The sequence below is a fragment of the Cronbergia sp. UHCC 0137 genome, from assembly GCF_034932285.1.
GTDB lineage: Bacteria > Cyanobacteriota > Cyanobacteriia > Cyanobacteriales > Nostocaceae > Cronbergia.
The window spans coordinates 1-14242 of the sequence record NZ_JAYGHC010000047.1 but is presented as its reverse complement, the minus strand read 5'-3'; the positions used below and the strand labels follow the sequence as shown (position 1 = coordinate 14242).

Genomic DNA, 14242 nt, shown 5'->3' with positions numbered 1-14242 from the left:
AATTTTATGCTCGAATTAAAGAACCTCTGATCTATCAAAATCGAAGGAAATTGGAAGTTTAGTTAACCCTCTTATAATAATGCTTTTGTGTCGTTCAATTTTTTCTGCGTCAACTTTTAAATTAGAGAAACTTCTAATTAAAGTATTAATAGCAATCTCTGCTTGAATTCTTGCCAACCATCCCCCTAAACAATAGTGAATACCACCACCAAACGCTAGGGAGTATTGCTGACGTTCAAAGTCCAGATCATTAGGATGCTTAAATTGTGCTGGATCTCGATTAGCTGCACCAATACAAATCATTACAGTATCTCCTTTGGCAATTATAACGTTACTAACAATCGTTTCTTCCAGAGCAATTCTTGCCACCATTTGAATAGGACTATCATAACGGAGTAATTCTTCTATGACATTTTTTAATATAAATTTTCCTTGCTTAATTTGATTTAGCTTTTCATGATGTTCAATCAAGGCTAATATTCCATTACCAATTAGACTTTTAGTTGTTTCCTGACCTGCAACCATTAACATAATGCAGAGACCAACAATTTCATCAGAATCAAATTTATCTGTAAACTCTTGGTTGTTAATAAGTTCTCCTAATAAACCTTTTCTTTGATATTTTTTTTGTTTTTCAATTTCTAACAAAAAATACTCTTTTGCTTCCATAGCTACTTCATTTTGTTGTTGATAACGTTTCAAAGAAGCAGGTTGTTCAAGAATGAATAAGAGTTGATTAGACCAGTGAAGTAATTTTCTATAATCCTGGCAGGGTAAACCTAAAATGTGAGTAATAGTCATGGCAGGCAGAGGACTAGCTAAATCATCAATAATATCTATATGTCCTTTAATTTGGACTTTTGCGAGTAAATTGTCAACCCTAGCTTGAATTTCAGGATACATTGCTTCTATGGCAGTTGGGGAAAATGGCTTAGTGAATAATACTCTGAGACGATTATGATCAGGAGGTTCTAGGAAAAATAGCCATTTTTCAATAGTTTCAGAAAGGGTGTTTAAATCTCCCTTTTTGAGATAACGATTTTTTTGCTTGAGGCGTTTAGGTAAATCATCAACCCGGAAAGATGGACTATTTAAAATGGTTTTCGCGTCAGCGTAGCTGGTAATAATCCAGGTATTTAACAAGCTCTTATGAACTGGCTCATTTTGGCGGAGATATTCATAGGTTGGATAAGGATTTCGATGAAAATCTGGGCTAAAGGGGCTGAAATGAACTGATTTATCTTGTGTCATAGGGATTAATATCTACTAGAAAAAACCGCAGAAAATGGTTAATTTTTTACTTACTGATATGTTTATATAGCTGAAGAAGGGGTAAAGGCAACGGGTAATTTTCGCAATCCTCTTAAAGTAATTGTTTCGCGCCAATCAAGGGTATCAGTAGCTAACTGAATATTGGGTAATTTCTGAAGCATTGCATTAATTGCAATTTGTCCTTGAACTCTCGCCAAGAATGCTCCTAAGCAGAAATGAATTCCACCACCGAAAGGCAAGCTATAGTTTCTACGAGTAAAGTCTAGTTGGTCAGAGTTTGTAAACTGTTCTGAATCACGATTAGCTGCACCAATGCAAAGAATTACTTTATCCCCAATTTGAATCGTTTTATCTCCAATTTCCACATTTTCTGTTGCTAAACGCGCAATGACTTGGACTGGACTATCGTAGCGAAGTAACTCTTCAACTGCATTTTTAATCAAATCTGGGTTTTGCTTGAGTTCAGCTAATTTATCAGGATGTCTCAACAGCGCAACCATGGCATTTCCGGTTAAGCTTTTCGTAGTTTCTTGTCCAACAATTAGCAGCATGATGCAGAAGCCAATAATTTCATCTTGGGTAATGCTTCTATCTTCATCTCTGGCTGCAATTAGACGACTAATTAAACCATCATTGGGTTGTTTCTCTAAGCGTGTAATTATCTTAATGAGATAGTCTCTGGCTTCGATCGCCATCTGATTTTGCTTTTGATAGCCTTGTAAAGACATTGGTTGATCAAAAACAAAGAATAACTCATAGGACCAACGAACCAGTTTAGGGTAGTCTTCGGGTGGGAGTCCCAAGATATGAGTCACTGTCATGGCGGGGAGTGGACTGGCTAAGTCTTTGATGACATCCATTTGTCCTGTTGGTTGTACTTTTGCGAGTAGTTCATTCGCCATTGTCTGTATTTCAGTCCGCATCCCCTCTACAGTTACAGGAGAAAAAGCTTTACTCACCAGTCCTCGCAGACGGGTATGGTTGGGAGGTTCAAGGAAAAAGAGCCACTTATGAATGGTTTGAGCTAGGGGATCAAGATTGCCTTGTTTGAGGTAATGGCTTTTTTGGATCAGACGTTGGGGTAAATTATCTACTTGAAAACGAGCATCTTTCAAAATTGCTTCCACATCGGCATAGCGAGTAATGACCCAAGCCTTGAGAAAACTGTAGTGAATAGGGTCTTCTCGACGCAGATACTCATAGGTGGGATAAGGATTTTGATGAAATTTCAGTTGAAAAGGGTTAAAGCGGATAGCAGTTGTCATGGTTATTAGTTCTGGAATCTAAGTTTCAACTCAAGCTACAATAGGATCGCAGGGAGAAGTCATGGCTGCTAGAATCCGTCGTTTTCCTTGAAAAGGGTTTCGTCCATGAGCAACTAAAAGGTTATCGAGCATTAACACATCTCCTTTTTGCCAAGGGAACACGGTAGCTTCTTGCCATAACAGTTGATTAAGTTTCTGGATTATTTCTGGCTCTATTGAACTACCATCACCGTAGTAGGCATTAATGGGTAAATTTTCTTCACCTACCATTTTTTTGAGTAATTCCCCTGTCTTACCGTAAGCTGTGTAGTGAAATGTATTTATTTGAGCGTGCCAAATCCGTTCGCTCGTATCTGGATGGATAATCACGGCGGGACAGAATTGTTTGGTTCTCAAAACACCATTGTCCTTCCAGACAAACTCGCTACCACTTTGCTCTAGATAGGCTTCTATTTCATTTTGATCAGAAGTCTCAAAATGTTCCTGCCAGGATTTTCCCATGATCTCAGAACTTTTCTTAGGCATATTTTTGACATAGCAGACCCCTTTTTGGATAAAAGCATCCTGAATCTCAGGATCTAGCTTCTGATAAACTTGGCGACAGTCAACAATGGGAGTTTCCCCATCCTTTTCTGGGGGTGTTTCGCAAAAGAAGAAGATCCTTAGGGGAGGATGATGGGTATAGGAAAGTTCGTTGTGTAGATTAATAGTTTTGTGGCTGGCGTATGTGGTAGAAGTATAAACTAAGTTGTGAATGCGCGATCGCGGTGACTGTCCCTGGGTATATGGGACAAAATTGGAGTCAATCGCCTTGACAAATTGCTCAAACTCTGAAGCAGTCTCTAGGGGAAATCCGCGAAACAAAATTCCACCATATTTGAGGAGAGTTAGCTCTAACCAAGTTTGGTTCTCCGTTAACCATCTCCACAAAGCAGATGGGGTGCAAGCTCTTGTAAAATCCGGTTTAATGACCAGAGGTAGTTGCAGGTTAGGCGCAAAGAAAGAGGCATTCAAAGGAGCAGGACACTCTATGGTTTGGGAAGTTACGTTCATTGGTTTATCAAGATAAACAAAGAAAGGACTAAGACACTTCTGTACTTAGATATTCGGTCAAAGACTCAATATCTGTATATTCCCAAAAGAGAGTGGGTTCTAACTCACACTCCAGCCAAATTGCCAATTCTCCAGTGAGTTCCAGCGCCACGGAGGAATCTAAACTATAGTGAGCAAAAGATTTTTGAGGATCAATTTCGTCAGGGTCTAAACTAAGAACATCGGCTAACTTGGTAATCAGCCAATTTTGAATAGTGTCTGCGGTGGGTGTTGGATTTGTCATATCTGGCACTGGTGTTAAGGTTTCAGATAAATTAGGTTGCTGTTGCCATTTGTCAACTATATCAAGGGTTTGATTGAGAAATCCTTCTCTACAGGCGCGACGTTGGATTTTACCACTGGATGTTTTGGGAATGCTGGCGGTTTTGAGCAAAGCTACAGCATAAACTGACAAATCATGGTCAGTAGCTACCGCTTCCCTGATTGCGCTCATAATTTCATCCCGATCCATCTGACGCAGATAACTCCGTTCAACTTCTTGGGTAATGACTAATTTTTCGAGTCCATTGACATTGATGCTAAAGGCTGCTCCACAATCAGGACGTAAAGCGGGGTGAGACTGAGAAATAGTATATTCAATGTCTTGGGGATAATGATTGCGACCCCAGATAATGATCACATCTTTAATGCGTCCGGTGACAAATAACTCACCGTTGTGTAAAAAGCCTAAATCTCCAGTACGGAGAAATTTACTTGAGGGGGTTTCTGTGACCGATGCGCTAAATGTTTGTTGGTTGGCTTCTGTTTGATTCCAGTATCCCTGTGCCACACTTGGACTAGATACCCAGATTTCACCTACTTGGTTGTCTTCACAGAGAATCAGGGTTTCTGGATTCACAATGAGGATTTGGGTATCTAGCCACCCATGTCCACAACTGACGATTTTCTTAGCGTTTTGGCTAGTTGGTAAAGTTTGAACTACTTGGTTCTGTTCTAAGGCTTCTGCGTCAACCTCTAAAACAGTTAGCTCTTCATTGAGATTTACCCCCGTAATCATGAGGGTAGACTCTGCCATCCCATAGCAGGGATAGAAAAAGCGAGGCTGAAACCCCCAAGTAGTAAACTTTGTTGCAAATTGTGCTAGGGTTTCTGGACGAATTGGTTCTGCACCATTATAGGCGCTCAACCAACAGCTTATATCTAAACCTTGTTGTTGTTCAGCAGTGATTTTATTTACGCATAGTTCGTAGGCTAAGTTAGGACCACCACTATGGGTGGCGCGATAACTGGAAATTGCTTCAAGCCAACGAATCGGACTTTGTAAAAAAGCGGTGGGTGGCATTAATACCCCAAGACAACCCGTATACAGGGGTTCGAGAATCCCATCGACTAACCCCATATCGTGGTAATGAGGCAACCAACTCACCGATATACTATCTGGAGTTAGTTCAAAGGCGGTTTGGATGATTTGAAGATTATGGAGCAAATTGCTATGACTAATCATAACTCCTTTGGGAGTTCCGGTTGAGCCGGACGTGTATTGTAAAAAGGCGAGAGTATCGGGGGAAATATCGGGGGGATGCCAGTTTTGTAGTTGTGGGATGAGGTTATCTGTGGCAATCCAGTGAAGATTGGATAGCTCTGGAATCCCGTCTCGTTTGGTTTTAAACTGTGTCAAGAGAGAGGCTATGGTTAAGGCAAGGGTCGCTTGAGCATCTGCGGCGATCGCTTTGAGACGATGCAGAGATCGATTAGGACGGGGAGGATGGACTGGTACAGCGATAATGCCAGCATAGAGACAGCCAAGGAAAGCGGTAATGAAATCTAAACCCGCAGGATACACAAGCAAAGCTCGCTCCCCTGGTATTACGATATTTTGTAAATAAGCTGCAATTTTTTGAGCTTGTTGGTCAAGCTCCTCGTAGGTTAAATGAGCAGTTGCTGTTGTACCATTTTTGAGGAAGGTATAAGCTCGTTGCTGGGGTTGCTGGCGCGATCGCCCTTGAAGTAACTGGACTAAGTGAGATATTTCAAAAGTCATCATAGAGTAGAGAGTTAAAACTCTCAGCTTATTACCATAAAGTAAATCTATGACTTAAATAGCACAAAATATGGACAAATAATTACAGTGGCGAATTGTATCTTTTTTTGATTTTGGGAGACAATCTGTTCAACTTGTAACAGCGATCGCTATTTTTCCAACAGCCCGCTCACCTTGACTATACTCATGGGCAGCAGCTAATTCTTGTAAAGGATAGGTGCGATCGATCACAGTCCGCAACTTACCCGCTTCAATCAATTCTTTTAAATACAGCAAATCTTTAGTATTGGGTTTTTCTAACACAAATTTCGCTTTTTGACCAGGAAGAAATGTTGTTAAAAATATCTGCACCATCAATTCTAAACTAGGCAAAGTGGAAATATAAATTCCATTTGCTTGCAGCACTCGTTGGCATTGAGAAAATGATTTCTTCGCCACCGCATCAAATATAATATCGTAATGCACATTACCCTGGGTGAAATCTTGTTGCGTATAGTCAATTACAAAATCTGCACCCAGAGAATTAACTAAATCCAAATTTTTTGTACTGCAAACACCAGTCACCACAGCCCCCAAAGCCTTAGCGATTTGCACCGCAAACAATCCCACACCACCCGAAGCACCATTAATTAAGACCATTTGACCCGATTTGATATCACCCAAGTCTCGCAGGGCTTGGAGAGACGTTAACGCCGCTAACGGTACAGTGGCTGCTTCTTCGTAAGTCATATTTATGGGTTTAGGTGCAATCAAGTTTTTAGAGACAGCAGCGAATTCTGCATAAGCACCCCCAGGAAAGCTCGTACTGCCATAAATAGCATCTCCCGGTCGAAAGTACGTCACCTGAGGACCAACTTCCACCACTTCCCCAGCCACATCAAATCCCAAAACCATCGGAAATTTGTTGCCCGTTAACAAATTGAACATTCCCTGGCGAATTTTCCAATCAATCGGGTTAACACTACTCCCGTGGACTCTTACAAGTAATTGGTCAGGCTGGATTTGAGGTTGCACCATATCTTCATACTGTAACACCTCAGCAGCACCATAGCGACGGATCACAACAGCTTTCATCGCATTCCCCTCTTGTTTGTTATCCCCATTTTAGCAACGGTCTACCCGACCGGAATTTAATTATCCTGCCCCTAAGAGACTTCCAACTAAAAAACGGCAGGGGGCAGGGAGCAGGGGGCAGGGGGCAGAAAAGTCGCTTTGATTTAGTGAAATGTTCCCTAAATTAAAATAATTTCTCATTGAGAAACTAGATTTAATCACTAAAACAACCTAAAAACAAAACTTTTAAACATAGGACTTACGCAAAAAACCTTTCAAACTCTTATTTCTCCGTGTCCTCTGCGTCCTCTGCGGTTGGATATTCCGTAACTCCTAAAATAAAGTCTATTGCAAATAATCAGCATTAAGCTAGTATTAATCTAGAACTTATAATCCTCAAGTGAACAGCATTAGAACAGCAATTCGTACCATCAATAACTAAAAACTTAAAAAAATATGAATTGCATTTTTACCCCGAAAAAAATGATATGTTAGATACAGAATTGAATTTCGCATTATCTGGAGTAGTCCGAAGTATTCTGCTCCAGTTTTCCACCTCAAAACCCTTGCAAATAAACACTTTTAGCAGGAGTTGAGGTGAATTTGAGTACAGGCTAAAGTAGGTAAAAGTAAACTAAAATATTGCTCAATTCCTGACAGGTATTGAGTTTTAACCGAGTACAAAAAAATCCTGAACCCCAGTTCATAAATACTCGTACCCCAATGAAAAAATACTAGCGCCCCTACCCAAAAAAATATTTTTTAATTTAACTAATGCTTGCAAACATTAGATTTTTTGGCTTTGAGTGCAAACATAATAAATCCAATAAATTCTATCCTACTTATGCTATTGGCTGACTAAAAAACGGCTGCTATAAATCATTTATCGCCAATCACTTAACGCTCCTTAACAAAGTTAGAAGCCGAAAGTGAGTGGAGGGATGAGATAGCACCATGCCTGAAGTGAATCGAAGTCGCGGCTGTATACATAAAAGTCTACCCAAGACCGAAACGTTGACACACCCCAGCCGAACCCTAAACAATTGGATTTTAGATTTTGGATTAACCTCCAATTTTACTAAATCATCCAAAAAATGAGTATAAGACGCGACTTTAGTTCATCGGCATTGGAAGTAGCAACGGCATCTCCCACAGTGGCATTCTAGTCCACCGACCCTTGCGAAATTCAATGACACTACCGGCTACAAAACTCATCACCTCCGACCATCAGGAATCCATCATCACCCCAGCCAAATCTGGTAATTGTGGTTGCGACAGTAGCACTACCCCAGAAATGGACGAAAAGCTCATAGAACGCATCGCCAAGCATCCCTGCTACAGCGAAGAGGCTCATCACCATTATGCCAGAATGCACGTTGCTGTTGCACCAGCTTGTAATATTCAGTGCAACTATTGTAACCGCAAATATGACTGCGCTAATGAAAGCCGTCCTGGTGTAGTCAGTGAGTTGCTGACACCGGAAGAAGCTGCACATAAAGTGTTGGTAATTGCCGGGAAAATTCCCCAAATGACTGTTTTGGGGGTTGCAGGCCCTGGTGATCCATTGGCGAATCCTGAAAAAACTTTCCGTACCTTTGAATTGATTGCAGATAAAGCACCAGATATTAAACTGTGCTTATCTACCAATGGCTTGATGCTAACTGAATATGTAGACCGCATCAAACAATTAAATATAGATCACGTTACTATCACCCTTAATACCATTGACCCAGAAATAGGCGCGCAAATTTATTCTTGGGTTCATTACAAACGTAAGCGTTATAGAGGCGTGGAAGGGGCGAAGATTCTCTTAGAAAAGCAGTTGGAAGGATTGCAAGCTCTCAAGGAAGCTGATATTTTGTGTAAGGTCAACTCGGTGATGATTCCGGGGATTAATGACAAACACTTGGTAGAAGTCAACAAGGCGATTCGTGAAAGAGGAGCATTCTTACACAACATCATGCCGCTAATTTCTGCACCAGAACATGGTACACACTTTGGTTTAACAGGTCAACGGGGACCAACAGGTAAAGAACTCAAAGAAGTACAAGATAATTGCTCTGGTAATATGAAAATGATGCGCCACTGTCGTCAGTGTCGTGCCGATGCGGTAGGATTATTAGGAGAAGACCGTAGCCAAGAATTCACCAAAGACAAATTCTTGGAAATGTCCCCAGAATACAACTTGGAAACACGCCAAGAAGTTCACGAAGGAATTGAGAAATTTAGAGAAGAAATTAAGGCAGCTAAAGCAAAGGTGCAGACTGGTAAAACATCTGCCAATTCTCCCAAAATACTTGTTGCAGTAGCGACAAAAGGCGGCGGATTAGTTAACCAACACTTCGGTCATGCTAAGGAGTTCCAAGTTTACGAAGTGGATGGTAAGGAAGTAAAATTTGTCAGCCACCGGAAAATAGACCAATATTGTCAAGGTGGTTACAGCGAAGAAGCTACCGCAGATAATATCATGAAAGCGATCGCAGACTGTAAAGCAGTTTTAGTCTCGAAGATTGGTAACTGTCCCAAAGAGAAACTGCACGAAGCGGGAATCCAAACTGTTGAAGCTTACGACGTAATTGAAAAAGTCGCCTTGGAATTTTACGAGCAATATGTAACGGCTAATTGGTAATGGGTAATTGGTAATGGGTAATATTTTTCCAATCATCTACCCAATGATTAATCACTAATCACCTTTTTTCCAATCACCTATTACCTATTACCAATCACCAATTAGGAGAATAATCATGGCTTACAAAATTACTAGCCAGTGTATTTCCTGTCATCTTTGTAAATCTGTTTGTCCGACTGGTGCAATTAAAGAAACTAACGGCAATCATTGGATTGATTCTGAACTTTGTAACAACTGCGTTGGCAGCATTCACACTGTACCTCAATGTAAGGCTGGTTGTCCTACTGTTCATGGTTGCGTTAAACAACCTGGTGATTATTGGGAAGGTTGGTTTGCTAATTATAATCGGGTTCTTGCTAAATTAACCAATAAGCAAGATTACTGGGAACGTTGGCGGAATACTTATTCTCAAAAGTTCTCGGAACAACTACAAAAACAACAGCCTCAAGGAGCAGTTTAGGGAAAGATTACAGCAGTTTTCAGTTTTTGTTTCATGCAAAGACACAAAGGAAGAAATAGATGAAAGTTGCTGTAATTTTATCTCCCTGACATTCTCTCTTACTCAGAATATTTTATGGAAACTATGCAGAAAAATTGCATCTATCTTGATAATAATGCTACAACTAAAGTAGACCCTGAAGTTGTTAAGGCGATGTTGCCTTATTTGACTGATTTTTATGGCAACCCCTCTAGTATGCATAGTTTTGGCGGACAACTGGGTAAGGGTGTCAAAATAGCTAGAGAACAAGTTGCGGCTTTGTTGGGTGCTGAGGAGTCGGAAATCGTCTTTACCAGTTGCGGAACTGAGGGAGATAACGCTGCTATTCGTGCTGCATTATTAGCTCAACCAGAAAAGCGTCACATTATCACTACTCAAGTTGAACACCCAGCGGTTTTAAATGTCTGCAAACAACTGGAAACCCAAGGTTACACTGTTACCTATCTTTCGGTGAATGGTCAAGGACAATTGGATCTAGATGAACTAGAGGCTTCTTTGACTGGTAACACTGCTTTGGTGAGTGTGATGTATGCCAATAATGAAACCGGCACGATCTTTCCTATTGAAGAGATTGGTGCTAGAGTTAAGGAATACGGCGCTCTCTTCCATGTCGATGCTGTGCAAGCGGTGGGTAAGTTACCCTTGAATATGAAGACCAGTACGGTAGATATGTTAACTATATCTGGTCATAAGATTCACGCACCCAAGGGAATTGGGGTTTTGTATGTGCGTCGTGGGGTGAGGTTTCGTCCTTTTTTACTTGGTGGACATCAAGAACGGGGACGCAGAGCAGGAACAGAAAATGTTCCAGGAATTATTGCTCTGGGTAAAGCCGCAGAATTGGAAATGCTACATTTGGAAAAGGCTACCATAAGAGAAAGACGGTTGCGCGATCGATTGGAACAATCTCTTTTGGCTAAAATTCCCGACTGTGTAGTTAATGGTGATATTAAACATAGATTACCAAATACCACAAATATCGGTTTTAAATATATTGAAGGTGAAGCAATTTTGCTCTCTTTAAATAAATACGGTATTTGTGCTTCTTCTGGTTCTGCTTGTACTTCTGGCTCTCTTGAACCTTCTCATGTTTTACGAGCTATGGGTTTACCCTACACTACTTTACATGGTTCAATTCGCTTCAGTCTTTGTCGCTACACCACAGAAGCAGAAATTGATCAAGTAATAGCTGTAATGCCAGATATTGTTGAACGTCTCCGCGCTTTATCTCCCTTCAAAAATGATGAAGCAGGTTGGTTACAACAGCAAGAACAAACTCTAGTGAATCGGTAGATTAGGTGATAAGTAAAATTCCCCTAAATCTTGACAGGGTTTAGCATTGCTAAACCCCTACCCAATCCTCAATTAGTTCTTATAATCCAAAATCTAAAATCCAAAATCCAGAATCAATTATGTGGGACTACACAGATAAAGTATTAGAGTTGTTTTACGATCCCAAAAATCAGGGAGTTATTGAAGAAACGGGTGAATTTGGAGTTAAGGTTGCAACTGGAGAGATAGGCAGTATTGCTTGTGGTGATGCTCTCAGATTGCACTTAAAAGTAGAAGTTGCTACAGATACAATTCTCGATGCTCGCTTTCAAACCTTTGGTTGTACGAGTGCGATCGCTTCTTCTAGTGCTTTGACTGAAATGGTTAAAGGTTTAACTTTAGATGAAGCCTTAAAAGTTACCAATAAAGAGATTGCAGATTATTTGGGTGGCTTGCCAGAAGCAAAAATGCACTGCTCGGTTATGGGTCAAGAAGCTTTAGAAGCTGCTATCTATAACTATCGAGGTATTCCTCTCGCTACCCATGATGACGATGATGAAGGTGCTTTAATTTGTAGCTGCTTTGGTATTAGTGAATCTAAGATTCGCAGAGTAATTGTTGAAAATAATCTCACCAGTGCGGAGCAGGTAACAAATTATGTAAAAGCTGGTGGCGGATGCGGTTCTTGTTTAGCGAATATTGATGATATAATAAGAAGTGTAGAGCAAGAAACCGCTAAAACAAATCTCAACAAACCCGGCGTGAGAGCTACTACAGAAAATTCTAATTCAGAGCTAAAAAGACCATTAACCAATGTTCAAAAGATTGCTCTGATTCAAAAAGTATTAGATGAAGAAGTCCGACCGGTATTAATTGCCGACGGTGGAGATGTAGAACTATATGATGTCGATGGCGTTAGCGAAGCGGGACGGGACGTACTTCGCGTTAAAGTCATTCTTCAAGGGGCTTGTGGTTCATGCTCTAGTAGTACAGCTACTTTGAAGGTGGCAATTGAAGCAAGATTGCGCGATCGCATCAGCAAAGAAATTATTGTCGAAGCAGTTTAATTAACCAACAACGCTACAGGTAAAAAGTATGCACTCAACACTAATTTTATGTTTGGTAGAGCGTTCGCCTCCATAGGAACGTTCTACACACGCTCACTGCCGTAGATAAATTGGCGTGAGAAGTAAAAGACCAACTAAACAACTAATTCTAGGAAAACAAGAACCATGACTGACGAAAAAATCAGACAAATAGCATTCTACGGCAAGGGCGGTATCGGTAAATCTACCACTTCTCAAAACACCCTCGCAGCTATGGCTGAAATGGGTCAACGCATCATGATCGTAGGTTGCGACCCTAAGGCTGACTCTACTCGTTTTAACAATATGGACACCTCTCACAGCCACTGAGATTTACGCTTACCGCGAACTCCTGTAATATAGATTATCGTCGGTACTAGATAACGACAGCTATGAACCCTATTTTGCAACAAATTCAACACCATGCTGCCGCTCTACCGATATCATCCCAAGCGGAGTTACTGAATTATGCTGTTTACTTAGAACAAAAAGCACGATAAAAAACGCCTATCACTTCAAACCAAACAAGGCGCGAAGGTTTGGCGCAAGCATTGGCGCAGGTGGTGGCATTAAATCCTTTTGTAGAAATTGCTGATCCAGTTGTTTGGCAGCGTGAACAAAGGCAAGATCGGGCTTTAACTTAGAGGTAGAACTATGCAGAATGAATTGATTTATACGATGACCGAAAACTTTGAAGGTCATGCTCAAGAAACCGAAAACGGTATTGAGTATTGGCTGGCACGGGATTTACAGCACTTGCTGGGATATGCAAAGTGGGACAATTTTTTAAATGTGATTTCTAAGGCGAAAACTGCCTGTGACGTTTCTGGTCACTCAATCGCTGACCATTTTGCTGATGTCGGGAAAATGGTCGAACTTGGTTCGGGTAGCAGACGAGAGATTAGTGACATTATGCTGACCCGCTATGCCTGTTACCTCATTGCTCAAAATGGTGATCCCGCCAAGCCAGAGATTGCCTTTGCCCAAACCTACTTTGCGATGCAAACCCGCAAGGCAGAGTTGATTGAACAGCGAATGCTGGAAGCAGAACGGGTTTCGGCTCGTAAAAAACTCTCGAATACGGAAAAAGAACTGTCTGAGGTTATTTATGAGCAAACTGGGGGCAACAAAAACTTTGCCCTAATTCGCAGCAAAGGCGACCAAGCTTTATTTGGTAAAAGCACCCAAGCCATGAAAGCTCAATGGCGAGTTCCAGACAGTCGCCCCCTCGCGGACTTTGCCCCCACCATTATTTTAAAAGCCAAAGATTTTGCGACTGAAATCACTATTTACAATGCTCGCACCCAATCAATGAGCAGTGAACCACAAATATCTCAAGAACACGTCACTAATAATCAGGCGGTGCGGCAAACACTATTGGATCGGGGAATTCGCCCGGAAAGTCTGCCCCCTGCTGAAGATGTCAAAAAGGTAGAGCGCCGTCTAAGTTCGGCGGAGAAGACTGTAGGCAAGAATCCCGATGGGTTGGAAAGTAAATGAGCAGCCAAAGAAATATACCTAAGTTGCGCTTTCCTGAGTTTCGGGATACGGGAGAGTGGGAAATTAAAGAATTCTCAAAATATATCGTGTTGTATAGAGGCAGTTCTCCACGTCCAATTCAAAGTTACTTATCAAGTGATAGTAGTGGGGTAAATTGGATAAAGATTGGTGATACAAAATCTGCCAAAAACTTTATCATAAGCAAAGTTGAAGCGATCGCCGCCCTATCCCATGCAGATAAATTACAACTAGTACAGATAGTGTTAACACAACTAGCGCAGGAAGATAGTATTAAATTCGGACAAATACAGCAACCTACCCAGCCATTTAGTCCACGCTCGTTTTTTGGGGTTACTCACCAACCAAAGCAAGTCATTGACGACTACTTAACCAGTAATCGTGAAGGTTGGCTCTAATGGCTTACTTGATTGACACCAATATCATCATCTACAGATAATACTTTAGCTAAAGAAGTGGAGACCATGAAAACCAGTCAAAAAAAATCAGGTTGAAACTTTAAGAGCCAGACACAAAAATAATTTAGCGGGAATTAAATAATATGGAAAATCAAAC

Annotated in this window: 11 protein-coding genes and 1 pseudogene; 7 read left to right on the top strand and 5 right to left on the bottom strand. The window is 41.0% G+C overall.

Going from position 1 to position 14242, the window contains the following annotated elements; translation table 11 throughout:
• Positions 1-15 precede the first annotated feature (15 nt).
• From VB711_RS20135 to VB711_RS20115, 5 genes are all read right to left on the bottom strand, one after another.
• Positions 16-1251, bottom strand: a complete 1236-nt coding sequence (locus tag VB711_RS20135) for a cytochrome P450 (RefSeq protein WP_323288052.1) — start codon at positions 1249-1251, stop codon at positions 16-18.
• Between the two features lie 62 nt (positions 1252-1313).
• Positions 1314-2537 carry a cytochrome P450 gene (locus VB711_RS20130; RefSeq protein ID WP_323288051.1) on the bottom strand — a complete coding sequence of 408 codons (1224 nt, stop codon included), beginning with the start codon at positions 2535-2537 and terminating at the stop codon, positions 1314-1316.
• Between the two features lie 30 nt (positions 2538-2567).
• A complete protein-coding gene (locus VB711_RS20125) occupies positions 2568-3590 on the bottom strand; it encodes a TauD/TfdA family dioxygenase (RefSeq protein WP_323288050.1) in 1023 nt (340 codons plus the stop codon).
• A 28-nt stretch (positions 3591-3618) separates the two neighbouring features.
• Positions 3619-5634 (bottom strand): AMP-binding protein, encoded by a 2016-nt coding sequence (locus VB711_RS20120; protein ID WP_323288049.1) that lies wholly within the window; start codon positions 5632-5634, stop codon positions 3619-3621.
• Positions 5635-5760: 126 nt separating this feature from the next.
• Entirely contained in the window at positions 5761-6705 is a 945-nt protein-coding gene (locus VB711_RS20115) for an NAD(P)-dependent alcohol dehydrogenase (protein ID WP_323288048.1), read from the bottom strand.
• Positions 6706-7873: 1168 nt separating this feature from the next.
• On the opposite strand from VB711_RS20115, the gene nifB reads away from it, so the two are divergent.
• From nifB to VB711_RS20080, 7 genes and pseudogenes are all read left to right on the top strand, one after another.
• A complete protein-coding gene (nifB, locus tag VB711_RS20110; protein ID WP_323288047.1) occupies positions 7874-9313 on the top strand; it encodes a nitrogenase cofactor biosynthesis protein NifB in 1440 nt (479 codons plus the stop codon).
• 115 nt (positions 9314-9428) lie between these two features.
• A complete protein-coding gene (locus VB711_RS20105) occupies positions 9429-9773 on the top strand; it encodes a DUF362 domain-containing protein (RefSeq protein WP_323288045.1) in 345 nt (114 codons plus the stop codon).
• A 123-nt stretch (positions 9774-9896) separates the two neighbouring features.
• Entirely contained in the window at positions 9897-11105 is a 1209-nt protein-coding gene (gene nifS, locus VB711_RS20100) for a cysteine desulfurase NifS (RefSeq protein WP_323288076.1), read from the top strand.
• Between the two features lie 119 nt (positions 11106-11224).
• On the top strand, positions 11225-12151 hold the full coding sequence (gene nifU, locus VB711_RS20095) for a Fe-S cluster assembly protein NifU (RefSeq protein ID WP_323288044.1): 927 nt from the start codon (positions 11225-11227) through the stop codon (positions 12149-12151).
• Between the two features lie 165 nt (positions 12152-12316).
• A pseudogene (locus tag VB711_RS20090) lies at positions 12317-12469 on the top strand (AAA family ATPase); the annotation flags it as partial.
• A gap of 354 nt (positions 12470-12823) precedes the next feature.
• Positions 12824-13669 (top strand): DNA damage-inducible protein D, encoded by an 846-nt coding sequence (gene dinD, locus VB711_RS20085; RefSeq protein ID WP_323288041.1) that lies wholly within the window; start codon positions 12824-12826, stop codon positions 13667-13669.
• Positions 13666-14085 (top strand): hypothetical protein, encoded by a 420-nt coding sequence (locus VB711_RS20080; RefSeq protein ID WP_323288040.1) that lies wholly within the window; start codon positions 13666-13668, stop codon positions 14083-14085. Before dinD ends, VB711_RS20080 begins: the two co-directional genes overlap by 4 nt.
• The last annotated feature ends 157 nt before the right edge of the window (positions 14086-14242 follow it).

Bases quoted from the DNA above. Each gene is read 5' to 3' on its own strand.
- VB711_RS20135 (WP_323288052.1), bottom strand. From the start codon at position 1,251: ATGACACAAGATAAATCAGTTCATTTCAGCCCCTTTAGCCCAGATTTT.
- nifU (WP_323288044.1), top strand. From the start codon at position 11,225: ATGTGGGACTACACAGATAAAGTATTAGAGTTGTTTTACGATCCCAAA.
- VB711_RS20130 (WP_323288051.1), bottom strand. From the start codon at position 2,537: ATGACAACTGCTATCCGCTTTAACCCTTTTCAACTGAAATTTCATCAA.
- VB711_RS20115 (WP_323288048.1), bottom strand. From the start codon at position 6,705: ATGAAAGCTGTTGTGATCCGTCGCTATGGTGCTGCTGAGGTGTTACAG.
- nifB (WP_323288047.1), top strand. From the start codon at position 7,874: ATGACACTACCGGCTACAAAACTCATCACCTCCGACCATCAGGAATCC.
- VB711_RS20080 (WP_323288040.1), top strand. From the start codon at position 13,666: ATGAGCAGCCAAAGAAATATACCTAAGTTGCGCTTTCCTGAGTTTCGG.
- VB711_RS20125 (WP_323288050.1), bottom strand. From the start codon at position 3,590: ATGAACGTAACTTCCCAAACCATAGAGTGTCCTGCTCCTTTGAATGCC.
- dinD (WP_323288041.1), top strand. From the start codon at position 12,824: ATGCAGAATGAATTGATTTATACGATGACCGAAAACTTTGAAGGTCAT.
- VB711_RS20120 (WP_323288049.1), bottom strand. From the start codon at position 5,634: ATGATGACTTTTGAAATATCTCACTTAGTCCAGTTACTTCAAGGGCGA.
- VB711_RS20105 (WP_323288045.1), top strand. From the start codon at position 9,429: ATGGCTTACAAAATTACTAGCCAGTGTATTTCCTGTCATCTTTGTAAA.
- nifS (WP_323288076.1), top strand. From the start codon at position 9,897: ATGCAGAAAAATTGCATCTATCTTGATAATAATGCTACAACTAAAGTA.